At 64.2% G+C, this 10,699-nt stretch carries 12 protein-coding genes; 8 read left to right on the forward strand and 4 right to left on the reverse strand.

Annotation, left to right across the window (positions count from 1 at the left end):
* Window positions 1-63: 63 nt before the first annotated feature.
* From ACSLE4_RS03190 to ACSLE4_RS03220, 7 genes are all read left to right on the forward strand, one after another.
* On the forward strand, window positions 64-1,005 hold the full coding sequence (locus ACSLE4_RS03190) for a D-2-hydroxyacid dehydrogenase (RefSeq protein ID WP_435903041.1): 942 nt from the start codon (window positions 64-66) through the stop codon (window positions 1,003-1,005).
* An 18-nt stretch (window positions 1,006-1,023) separates the two neighbouring features.
* Complete coding sequence (locus ACSLE4_RS03195) at window positions 1,024-1,881, forward strand: NADP-dependent methylenetetrahydromethanopterin/methylenetetrahydrofolate dehydrogenase (RefSeq protein ID WP_435903042.1); 858 nt, start codon at window positions 1,024-1,026, stop codon at window positions 1,879-1,881.
* Window positions 1,882-2,514, forward strand: a complete 633-nt coding sequence (gene fchA / locus ACSLE4_RS03200; protein ID WP_435903043.1) for a methenyltetrahydrofolate cyclohydrolase — start codon at window positions 1,882-1,884, stop codon at window positions 2,512-2,514. It begins immediately after the preceding gene.
* A 66-nt stretch (window positions 2,515-2,580) separates the two neighbouring features.
* Window positions 2,581-3,759 (forward strand): malate--CoA ligase subunit beta, encoded by a 1,179-nt coding sequence (locus ACSLE4_RS03205; protein ID WP_435903044.1) that lies wholly within the window; start codon window positions 2,581-2,583, stop codon window positions 3,757-3,759.
* Between the two features lie 25 nt (window positions 3,760-3,784).
* Entirely contained in the window at window positions 3,785-4,669 is an 885-nt protein-coding gene (sucD, locus tag ACSLE4_RS03210; RefSeq protein WP_435903045.1) for a succinate--CoA ligase subunit alpha, read from the forward strand.
* Window positions 4,670-4,852: 183 nt separating this feature from the next.
* On the forward strand, window positions 4,853-7,618 hold the full coding sequence (locus ACSLE4_RS03215; protein ID WP_435903046.1) for a phosphoenolpyruvate carboxylase: 2,766 nt from the start codon (window positions 4,853-4,855) through the stop codon (window positions 7,616-7,618).
* Between the two features lie 18 nt (window positions 7,619-7,636).
* Window positions 7,637-8,608 (forward strand): HpcH/HpaI aldolase/citrate lyase family protein, encoded by a 972-nt coding sequence (locus ACSLE4_RS03220; RefSeq protein ID WP_435903047.1) that lies wholly within the window; start codon window positions 7,637-7,639, stop codon window positions 8,606-8,608.
* Window positions 8,609-8,694: 86 nt separating this feature from the next.
* On the opposite strand, the gene ACSLE4_RS03225 is transcribed toward ACSLE4_RS03220, so the two are convergent.
* The 3 genes from ACSLE4_RS03225 to ACSLE4_RS03235 form a co-directional block, all read right to left on the reverse strand.
* The gene (locus ACSLE4_RS03225) at window positions 8,695-8,937 is read right to left on the reverse strand and encodes a hypothetical protein (protein WP_435903048.1); all 243 of its coding nucleotides are present in this window, start codon (window positions 8,935-8,937) and stop codon (window positions 8,695-8,697) included.
* Window positions 8,938-8,950: 13 nt separating this feature from the next.
* Window positions 8,951-9,361, reverse strand: coding sequence for a hypothetical protein (locus tag ACSLE4_RS03230; RefSeq protein WP_435903049.1), 411 nt, complete (start codon window positions 9,359-9,361; stop codon window positions 8,951-8,953).
* A gap of 231 nt (window positions 9,362-9,592) precedes the next feature.
* Window positions 9,593-9,781, reverse strand: a complete 189-nt coding sequence (locus tag ACSLE4_RS03235) for a hypothetical protein (RefSeq protein ID WP_435903050.1) — start codon at window positions 9,779-9,781, stop codon at window positions 9,593-9,595.
* A gap of 152 nt (window positions 9,782-9,933) precedes the next feature.
* Here ACSLE4_RS03235 and ACSLE4_RS03240 point away from each other — a divergent pair, with 152 nt between their 5' ends.
* Window positions 9,934-10,344: a GFA family protein gene (locus ACSLE4_RS03240; protein WP_435903051.1), complete on the forward strand. Its 411-nt coding sequence runs from the start codon at window positions 9,934-9,936 to the stop codon at window positions 10,342-10,344.
* 9 nt (window positions 10,345-10,353) lie between these two features.
* On the opposite strand, the gene ACSLE4_RS03245 is transcribed toward ACSLE4_RS03240, so the two are convergent.
* The gene (locus ACSLE4_RS03245) at window positions 10,354-10,527 is read right to left on the reverse strand and encodes a hypothetical protein (protein WP_435903052.1); all 174 of its coding nucleotides are present in this window, start codon (window positions 10,525-10,527) and stop codon (window positions 10,354-10,356) included.
* Window positions 10,528-10,699: the final 172 nt, after the last annotated feature.

The raw sequence follows: 10,699 nt of genomic DNA on the forward strand, positions 1-10,699 counted from the left end.
CCGGAGAGGTTCAATGTGGCGTGGGGAGTGGCCCCGCGGACGCAAGGAGAAGGGGGAGGTTCAGTGGAGCACGCGATCGTCTTCCTCGATCGAGAGTCGGTGGGCGCCAATGTACGCAAGCCGGACTTTCCGCACACCTATACAGAGTACCAGTCGACCTGGACCCCTGAGGACATTGTCGACCGCCTCAAGGATGCGACCATCGCCCTCATCAACAAGGTGCCGATGCGCGCCGAGGTGCTGAAGCAGCTTCCCAAGCTGAAGCTGATCGCCGTGGCCGCCACCGGCACCGACGTGGTGGACAAGGCCTACTGCAAAGAAAACGGCATCACCGTCGTCAATATCCGCAACTACGCCTTCAACACCGTGCCGGAGCACGTCATCGCGCTGATGTTCGCGCTGCGCCGGAACCTGCTGGCGTATGTGCAAGACGTAAAGAACGGCCGTTGGGCGGAAGTCGATCAATTCTGCTTCTTCGACCATCCGATCCGCGACATCGCCGGGTCGACCATGGGCATTGTCGGCTATGGCGCGATCGGCAAGGAAGTGGCCAAGCGCGCCGAGTGTCTCGGCATGAAGATCCTGCCCTATGACGTGTTTCCGCAAGAGGGCCTCGTGGACCTCGAGACGGTGCTCAAGGAGAGCGACGTCATCACGCTGCATTGTCCGCTCACGCCCGAGACCGAGAACATGATCGGCGCCAAAGAGCTGAAGATGATGAAGCCGACGTCGATCCTCATCAATACGGCGCGCGGCGGGCTCGTGGACGAGGCGGCGCTGGCCGAGGCGCTGAAGGTCGGCACCATTGCCGGCGCCGGTTTCGACGTGCTCACCAAGGAGCCGCCGAAGGAAGGCAACATCCTGCTCGATCTCGACATGCCGAACCTCATCGTTACGCCGCATGTGGCGTGGGCGAGCCGTGAGGCCATGCAGATCTTGGCCGATCAACTGATCGACAACATCGAGGCGTTCGTCGCGGAAAAACCGCAGAACGTCGTCGTTTAGCTTTTAGGGGCGACCGCCATGAAGAAACTGCTGTTCCTGTTCGATACCGACGAGATGCCGAGCGTGTTCGACACGGTCGTCGGCTATGACGGCGGCGCCGACCGCGTCACCGGCTATGCGAACGTGACGCCCGACAAAGTGGGCGCGCTGGTCGACGGCACCATCTACACCCGTGGCGGCAAGGACAAGCAGAACACCGCGATCTTCGTCGGCGGCGGCAACATGGCCAAGGGCGAGGCGCTGTTCGAGAAGGTGAAGAAGAGCTTCTTCGGCCCATTCCGCGTTTCGGTGATGCTCGATTCCAACGGCTCGAACACGACGGCCGCGGCCGGCGTGGCGCTGCTCGCCAAAGCGATGCCGCTCAAGGGCAAGAAGGCCGTGGTGCTTGCGGGCACGGGGCCGGTCGGCATGCGCGCCGCGGGCTTCCTCGGCATGGAAGGCGCTGACGTCACCATCACCTCGCGCACCAAGGAGCGCGCGGAGGAGGCCGCCAAGGTCATCGAGAAGCGCTTCGGCATCAAGGTTTCGGGTGCTGCGGGCGCCACGGATGAGGAGCGTGCCGCAGCCGTCAAGGACGCCAATATCGTCTATTCGGCCGGCGCCATCGGCGTGCAGTTGCTGCCCAAGTCCGCGTGGGAGAACAACCCAAATATCGAGCTTCTGGCCGACGTGAACGCGCAGCCCCCGCTCGGCGTTGAAGGTATCGAGGCGACCGACAAGGGCAAGGACTACAACGGCAAGCTCGCATTCGGCGCGCTCGGCATCGGCGGGCTGAAGCTCAAGCTGCACCGGGCCTGCATCGCCAAGCTGTTCGAGAGCTCCGAGGGCGTCTACGACGCGGAGGAGATCTATGCGCTCGCCAAAGAGATGGCCTAGATGACCGAGATCAAGGACACCGCGATCGAACCGTTCCTCGACGCGCTCGCATCGAGCGATGCGACGCCCGGCGGCGGCAGCGCGGCCGCGATCATGGGCGGCATGGGCGCGGCGCTGGTCAGCATGGTCTGCAACCTCACCATCGGCAAAAAGAAGTATGCCGAGGTCGAGGGCGAGATGAAGGAGCTTTTGGCCAAGGCCGAAGATTTGCGCCGTCGGCTGACCGGCATGATCCAGGAGGACGTGCGCGCCTTCGATACGGTGATGGCCGCCTACGGCATGCCGAAGGAGACGGACTCCGAGAAGGCGGCGCGCGGCGAGACCATCCAGGCGGCCCTGAAACAGGCCACCGAGGTGCCCTTGGGCTGCTGCCATCTGGCACGGGAGGTCATCGACCTGGCGTTGGCGGCGTCCGAAAAGGGCAACCTCAACGTGATTTCCGACGCCGGCGTTGGCGTGCTGTCGGCTTATGCTGCGCTGCGAAGTGCGGCGCTAAATGTCTACATCAATGCGAAAATGATCTCGGACAAGAGCTTTGTGGACGCTAAGCTGAGCGAATTGGAGAGTCTTCTTGACGGTGCAGAGGCCGCGACCGAGAAGGCATACGACATCGTAAAGGGCAAGGTGAGCTGAGGCCTTTCGGAACCGGCTCTCAAACAAACGATAGCCCGCCGAAGAGACTAGGAAGGGAGGAACGACGTGGACGTTCACGAGTATCAAGCGAAAGAACTTCTGGGTAGCTTCGGCGTACCGGTGCCGAAAGGCGCCGTGGCCTTTAGCCCCGATCAGGCCGTGTATGCGGCGACCGAGCTCGGCGGCTGGAGCTGGGCGGTCAAGGCGCAGATTCATGCAGGTGCGCGCGGGAAGGCCGGCGGCATTAAGATCTGCAAGACTTATCACGAGGTGCGCGAGGCGGCGCAGGCCATGCTCGGCAAGCGCCTGGTCACGCACCAGACCGGGCCCGAGGGCAAACCCGTGCAGCGCGTCTATATCGAGGCGGCCGAGCCCTTCGATCGCGAGCTGTATCTCGGCTATGTGCTCGACCGTAAGGCAGAGCGTATCCGGGTCATCGCCTCGCAGCAGGGCGGCATGGAGATCGAGGAGATCGCCAAGACCGATCCCGACGCCATCCTTCAGGTTATCGTCGAGCCGGCCGTTGGCCTTCAGGCCTTCCAGGCGCGCGAGATCGCCTTCCAGCTCGGCTTGAGCATCAAGCAGGCGCAGAGTGCCGTGTCGACGATCATGAACGCCTATCGTGCGTTCCGCGATTGCGACGCCCAGATGCTGGAGATCAATCCGCTGGTGGTGACCAAGGACGACCGCGTGCTGGCGCTCGACGCCAAGATGTCGTTCGACGACAACGCGCTGTTCCGCCGCCACAACGTGGCCGACATGCACGATCCTTCGCAGCAGGACCCGCGCGAAGCGCAGGCCGCGGAGCACAACCTCAACTATATCGGTCTCGATGGCGAGATCGGCTGCATCGTGAACGGTGCGGGCCTCGCCATGGCGACCATGGACATGATCAAGCACGCAGGCGGCGAGCCGGCGAACTTCCTCGACGTTGGCGGCGGCGCTTCGCCGGACCGCATCGAGACGGCGATGAAGCTCGTCGCGTCCGACGAAAATGTGAAAGCCATCCTGGTGAACATCTTCGCCGGCATCAATCGCTGCGACTGGGTGGCCAAGGGCGTGGTTCAGGCCTGCGGGAATCTGGACATCAAGGTGCCGCTCGTCGTGCGCCTCGCCGGCACCAATGTCGAGGAGGGCCGCAAGATCCTCGCCGAGAGCGGGCTCAAGCTGATCACCGCCGAGACCTTGGCCGAAGCGGCCGAGAAAGCGGTTGCGGCGTGCCAAGGCAAGCTGCAGGCGGCGTAAAGCAGGTCATCGGAGAGAAAACGTAATGAGCATTCTGATCGACGAAAAAACACCGGTGATCGTCCAGGGCATGACCGGCGACAAGGGCACCTTCCACGCGAAGGAGATGATCGAGTACGGCACCAACGTGGTCGGCGGCGTGACGCCGGGCAAGGGTGGCGGCCGGCATCTCGACCGCCCGCTGTTCAACACCGTGAAGGAAGCCGTCAAGGAGACGGGCGCGGAAGCGTCCATCACCTTCGTGGCGCCGGCCTTCTGCTCCGACGCCATCATGGAATCGGCGGACGCGGGCATTAAGCTCGTGTGCTCGATCACCGACGGCATCCCGGCGCAGGATATGATGCGGGTGAAGCGCTATCTGATGCGTTATCCGCGCGACCAGCGGACCATGATGGTCGGCCCGAACTGCGCGGGCATCATCAGCCCGGGCAAGGCCATGCTCGGCATCATGCCGGGGCATATCTATCTGCAAGGCAAGGTCGGCGTGATCTCGCGTTCCGGCACGCTTGGCTACGAGGCGGCCGCGCAGATGAAGGCGCACGACATCGGTATCTCCACGTCCGTCGGCATCGGCGGCGACCCCATCAACGGCTCGTCCTTCCTGGACCACCTCGCTTTGTTCGAGGAGGACCCGGAGACCGAAGCCGTGCTGATGATCGGCGAGATCGGCGGCCCGCAGGAAGCCGAGGCCTCCGCCTGGATCAAGGACAACATGTCGAAGCCGGTCATCGGCTTCGTCGCCGGCCTGACTGCGCCCAAGGGGCGCCGCATGGGCCATGCCGGCGCCATCATCTCGGCGGCCGGCGACAGCGCCGCCGAGAAGGCCGAGATCATGCGCTCGTGCGGGCTCACGGTTGCGCCCAATCCGAGCGAGTTCGGCTCGACCGTGGCGCAGGTGCTCGGGGCTTAAGGGAGGCGCCGGGCGGCGACGCCCGGCCGTTCCGAAGGCTAAAGGTTGCGAGTGGAGTCTGACGGCTCCACTGCGCCTCTCTTTGCGGCGGTGCTGGCGAAGGAATTAGGATGCCGGACATTCGGGGGACGCCCGGTCCGGCCACTCAAAACCGATCGGCGCGATCGGAGTGCCAGCGTTGTCATGAACGAGGAGCTGCAACAGTCGGAGCTTGAAGCCGAGGCGGGTGCGCCCGCGCTTATCGGCGGAACCTCGCCCAGGGATGCCGCCGATATCCTCTTCGACCTCCTTATGGACGTGGTCCGCCGCCACCAGCCCGAGATCGAGGCGGTGTTCGCCGGCGGCGCCAATATTTCCGACTTCTCGCCGGAGCTGATGGCCCGCGCGCTGCAGGCCCAAGGCATCTGGTTCCAGCTTCTGTCCATTGCCGATCAGAACGCGGCCATGCGTCGCCGCCGCCATATCGAGCGCGAGCGGGGACGCGAGTCCTTGCGCGGCACATTCGACCATGTGCTGTCCGAGGCGGTGCAAGACGGCATCGCGCCGAAAGAGATCGAGGATCTCTTACGATCTTTGCGCATCCGCCCGGTCATCACCGCGCATCCCACGGAGTCCAAGCGCGTCACGGTGCTGGAGAAGTACCGCAAGGTCTATCTCCTCCTGCGGGAGCTCGAGGGCGCGCGCTGGACGGAGCGGGAGCGGGCAGCGATCCTCGCCGACATCCGCGATCAGATCGAGCTCGTGTGGATGACCGGCGAGCTCCATCTGGAGAAGCCCACGGTCGAGCACGAAGTCTTGCGCGGGCTCCATTTCTTCGACGAGACGCTATTCGAAAAGGCGCCGGAGATGATGGCGCTGCTCGAGGGGGCGCTCAAGCGCAACTACCCGGACCAGGAGTTCGAGCTGCCGCCCTTCTTCCAGTTCGGCTCGTGGATCGGCGGTGACCGCGACGGCAATCCGCACGTCACCACGAGCGTGACCGGCTGGACGCTGCGCCAGAATGCGCTCGCCGCATTGCGTCACTACCGGGAGCGGATCGTGGCGCTCGCGCGCGTCCTGTCGATTACCGAACGCGCGCTGCCCGTGCCGCAAGGCTTCCGCAAGGAGCTGGGGCATGCGCTCAGCATGAGCGGCGAGCAGGAGATCATCGCCCAGCGCAATCCCGGCGAGCCCTACCGGCAGTTCCTCACCTGCATGCTGCGCAAGCTCGACGCCAGCATGCGCCGGGCGGAGGGTCAGGAGCTCGATCTTGGTACGCCGCATTACACCAGCGCCGATGAACTGATTCACGAACTGCGCCTGGTGGAGCGCGCGCTGGAAGAAACCAATAGCCACAGTATCGCCGCCGATCTGGTGCGCCCCGTGCGGCGCGCCGTGGAACTGTTCCGCTTCTCGACCGTGCGGCTCGATCTGCGCGAAAACACCACGCGCACGACCCAGGCTCTGCAATCCTTGTGGTGGGCGGGCGCCGGCCATGGGGAAGGCGATCCGCCGGAGCTCGGCAGCCGCGAATGGCGCACTTGGCTGTTACACGAGCTGGCGCGCCCGCTCACCACCGACCGTGTGATCGATGCGCTACCGGCGGAGACGACCGAGCTGATCGCCATGTTCGCCCAGGCAGCCGAAATCCGCCGCGGGCTCGACCGCGACGCCTTCGGCTCGTTCATTCTGTCGATGACGCGCTCGGTCGACGACATTCTCGGCGCCTATCTGCTTGCCAAGGAAGGCGGTCTATTCCTCGACACGGCTGGCACGGAGATCTGCGCCATGCCGATCGTGCCGCTGTTCGAGACCATCGACGATTTGCGCGCCGCGCCCGCCATCATGCGCGAGGCGCTCGCCATCCCGCTTATCCGCCGCTCCACCCATTGGCAGGGCGGTTTGCAAGAAGTAATGATCGGCTATTCCGACTCCAACAAGGACGGTGGCTTCGTGGCCTCCAACTGGGAGCTCGCCAAGGCGCAAGTCAGCCTTACCCATGTGGGCGAGGAAACGGGCACGGCGATCGCCTTCTTCCACGGCCGAGGCGGCTCGGTGTCGCGCGGCGGCGCGCCCACCGGACGCGCGATCGCGGCCCAGCCTGCCGGCTCCATCCGCGGCCGCTTCCGCGTCACCGAGCAGGGCGAGGTGGTCTCCTACAAATACGCCAATAAGGGCACGTCGCTCTATCAGATGGAGCTACTCGCCTCGTCCGTGCTGGAGCATGCCCTGAAGTCGGAGCGGGAGAGGGCGCTTCGGCCGAGCCGCGAATTCGACGACGCGATGGAGGCTTTGGCGGGCGCGTCCCGGGCCGCCTATACGGGGCTCATCACCCATCCGGACCTCGTCACCTATTTCCAGGCGGCGAGCCCGCTCGAAGAAATCTCGATGCTCAATATCGGCTCCCGGCCAGCGCGGCGCTTCGGCGCGAACTCGCTGAAGGACCTGCGGGCCATCCCTTGGGTGTTCGCCTGGGCCCAGAACCGGCATCTCATCACGGGCTGGTACGGGGTGGGCAGCGCCCTCCAAAGTATGCTTGAGGTCCGCGGCGACAAGGGCGCGGCGCTGCTTGACCGGATGTTCAAGGAGTCCCGGCTGTTCCGCCTGATCATCGACGAGGTGGAGAAGATCCTGGCCGTCGTGGATCTTGAAATCGCCAGCGATTACGCGGGGTTAGTCTCTGACGAGACGGTCCGCAAAACCATCTTCGCCTTGATCGAGAAGGAGCTTGCGCTCACCACCAAGATGGTGCTGAAAGTGTCCGGAAGCGCCTCGCCCGCGGAGCGCTTCCCGCAATTCCGCGCCTCTCTGGCCGAGAGGCTCCCCACCATAAACGAGGTCAACCGGGAGCAGGTCGAGCTGCTCCGCCGATTTAGAGCGAGCGACAACGACCAGGAGCGCGAAGCGTTCAAATCGGCATTGCTGCTTTCCATCAACACCGTTGCCGCCGGTCTCGGCGCGACAGGCTAAACCAGGAGGGACCGTAGAATGAGCTTTACCCTGATCCAGCAGGCGACTCCGCGTCTGCACCGTTCGGAGCTGGCCGTGCCGGGCTCCAACCCGTCGCTGTTCGAGAAGGCCGCCAAGGGCGGCGCCGACGTCATCTTCCTCGACCTCGAGGACGCCGTGGCCCCCGACGACAAGGAGCAGGCCCGCAAGAACATCATCCAGGGTCTCAACGAGATCGACTGGGGCAACAAGACCATGATGATCCGCATCAACGGTCTCGACACCCATTACGCCTACCGGGATGTCGTCGACGTGCTGGAGAATTGCCCGCGCCTCGACATGATCCTGATCCCGAAGGTCGGCGTGCCGCAGGACGTCTACGCCATCGACATGCTGGTCACGCAGATCGAGCAGTACAAGAAGTACGAGAAGAAGATCGGCCTTGAGCTCCTGATCGAGACGGCGCTCGGCATGGCCAATGTGGAGGCCATCGCCCAGTCGAGCCCGCGCGTCGAGGCCATGAGCTTCGGCGTCGCCGACTACGCGGCGTCGACCCGCGCACGCACCGTCGGCATTGGCGGCCCGCACCCCGATTACGGCGTCCTGACCGACAAGGACGATAGCGACAAGCGCGATTATCACTGGGGCGACCCCTGGCACTATGCGCTGAGCCGCATGATGGTGGCTTGCCGCGCCTATGGCTTGCGTCCGATCGACGGCCCGTTCGGCGATTTCTCCGATCCGGACGGCTATCTGGCCGCGGCCAAGCGCGGCGCGGTGCTCGGCTTCGAGGGCAAGTGGGCCATCCACCCCTCCCAGGTCGATCTCGCCAACCAGGTGTTCACGCCGTCCGAGGCCGAGGTGACCAAGGCCCAGCGCATCGTCGAGGCCATGAAGCAGGCGGCGAAAGAAGGTAAGGGCGCGGTGTCGCTCGACGGCCGCCTGATCGATATCGCCTCGATCCGCCAGGCCCAGGGCCTGCTCGACAAGGCCAAGGCCATGGGCATTTAGGCCCGGGCTTACACATTTCCCTCCGGCGAGCGCCGGGGATCGAAACGACGATGGCCGGGGTTCGCCCCGGCCATTTTGCTTTGCCTTCAGTCAATACGGCCGTGGGCTTCGAGCTCCGCTTTGATACGATCGGAAAATTCTGGATGGGCCGCGAGCACGGGGTTCAGCAAGGCGTCATTGATGGCATCGATGCCTTGTGCGACGCGGGGTGCAAAAGCCTGATAGTCATCAGAGGTTGCGCGGTCCTTCAAGAGCGCGAGCAACTCCTGGAGCTCTCTTGAGTTCCGAAACACAACTCGCACGATTTCCCACGCTAGTTCCTTTTCCATGATCATATTCCGCCTAGAGATTCCGTTGAAGACAGGCATTCATGCATTTGTGGAAGTCCCAGGTGTTGCGATCGCTACCGGCGCGCTGCCTGCGCTCAAGTAGCGGATAGCAGAGGTAGAGGCATTTTTGGAAGTTCAGAGGGTTTCCGGCAAGCCGCTGACGTCTTGCGAACGCGATGATCCCCGCAACATCTGCACTGCCACCGATCGCCGATTGATAGGATTCAGCGCTGCCGCTGGCCCGTCCTCCGCCAGCGTCCGTCCATTGACCGCCATCCGGGTTGCCGGCGGGTACGCGCGGTTGGTTGGGATCGAATTTCGCTTCGACAGCGCAAACGAGCTGGCGAAATGCTGCCTCGACGCTGCTTGCGTTGAGCAGCCAACTTAGACGGCGCAGGCTTGCCGGGATGTTGATAACAGGCACAGAGAGCCCTTTCTGGTCATCTTCAGTGTCGCCAGAATAAGGCCGCTTGGGGCTGCGGGGATAAGCGCGAGCCTGATCGACATCGCCTCTGCCAGACGCAGGCGCTGCTCGACAAGGCCAAGGCCATGGGCATTTAGGCTCGGGCTTACACATTTCCCTCCGGCGAGCGCCGGGGATCGAAACGACGATGGCCGGGGTCCGCCCCGGCCATTTTTGTTCGGTCGCGCGCCGCTAGCCGCCGGAATGCGACGGCGCTTGCCCGTCCTGATCTTTGCGCTGCCGCACCATGAGCAGGGCGAGGCCGCGTTCGAAATCCGATCCCGTGTCCAGCGTCACGCCAAGGGCCTGCGCTTGGCGCACAAATTCCTCAAGCCGATCTTGCGCGAGGGCCGCGCGCAAAGACAATTTCGTCTCGTCCATCTGTGACCTCCGCATCTGCCTCAGACTTACGCGGCGGATGTACCGATTTCGCGACGAGATCGTGATCATTGCTGGGCAGGGGGGCAGAAGGCAGGGCTTGCCCCGGCCATTTTTGTTGCGCAGTTTGCAGGCCTCTGAAGGGGATCCGGCACATGGCGAGTAGTGGCACGATTACGGGGGGATGTTTGTGCGGTGCAATACGATATCGAATTGAAGCCGAGCCCCGCGCCACGCGGGCCTGCTGGTGCCGCACCTGCCAGTATCTCGGCGCGGGCAACGCCACCGTCAACGTGTTCTTCCCGAGCGAGGCCATCGTCGTCGAAGGCGAGATCAAAGAGTATGCGAGCCGCGCCGACAGGGGCGACATGGTGACCCACGCCTTCTGTCCGGTCTGCGGCACGCCGGTGTTCACCCAGTCCGAGACGCGCCGCCAGGTCAAAGGCGTGCGCGCCGGCACGCTCGATAACCCCGAGCTTGGCAAGCCGCAGAAAATTTTATGGACGTTGGAGGCGCCGCGCTGGGCGCCGTTCGACCCGGCCGTGCCGCGAGAGGAGCGGCAATAGCCCGGATCTTTAGGCGCCGGGCTTGGCGTCCGTGTCGCTGCCGTCGGGCATGGGCGCATCGTCGGTCACGCCGAGCCCCGGCTCGTCGTCGGACCGCGCCAGCGTGGCGGTGGGCAGGAAGCTCAGCCCGTAGACCAGGCCGATCAGCACGGCCCCGGTCAATAATGACAATACCGAATACATCTCAAATCCCCTCCGTTGAGCCTGTTGTGCCAGAGGAACTGGGCGAGGCCGGGACGCAATCCCGGCTTTTTCTCGGCATTGCACGTTAGCGCTCGCCACGGCGCCGCCGCAAGCCTTGCGGCTTTATGAAGACTTGTGTGCAAACCGCCCGTCTTGCACCTTGCCGCGACGC

Origin of the sequence: Methyloceanibacter sp., from assembly GCF_051306395.1 — a bacterium.
Lineage (GTDB): Bacteria > Pseudomonadota > Alphaproteobacteria > Rhizobiales > Methyloligellaceae > Methyloceanibacter.